The sequence below is a fragment of the Nocardia alni genome, assembly GCF_019038435.1.
Classification (GTDB): domain Bacteria; phylum Actinomycetota; class Actinomycetes; order Mycobacteriales; family Mycobacteriaceae; genus Nocardia; species Nocardia alni.
Map to the genome: position 1 here is coordinate 1 of NZ_JAGPOX010000397.1, position 399 is coordinate 399.

A 399-nucleotide genomic window follows, 5' to 3' on the forward strand; every position below is an offset into this window, starting at 1 on the left:
GGGTGTACTCGTGCGCCACCTTGTCCGGATTGCTCAGCCGGTAGCGGCCGATCAACTGCGCGCGCTCCGGCGTGCCCTGCACGAAGCTGGTCACCGCCAGGCCGGCCTTCTCGTGCACCCAGTCGACGTTGGCGATCGGAAGATAGTGGTCCTGCAGCGACTGGGTAGTGGCCACCTTCGACCAGTCCAGCAGCTTGCCGTCGAGGCGGATGAACGGCTCGATGCTGAAGCTGCCCTTGGCCGGCTCCAGCGCACCGTCCTCGCTGATCAGCGCCTGTTCCTGGCCGCCATCGAGGCCGAGCAGGGTCCAGTACGGCTGTTCGCCCACATACGCACGCGGCAGCGAACCGCGCGGCAGGTCGGCCGCCACCGAGGACAGGAAGGCGTTCGGCGTGGCGG

At 68.4% G+C, this 399-nt stretch carries 1 protein-coding gene; it reads right to left on the reverse strand.

The features are described 5' to 3' along the window. The coding region (locus JZ791_RS44500) for a hypothetical protein (RefSeq protein ID WP_216904039.1) at nt 1-399 on the reverse strand (399 nt) is incomplete at both ends.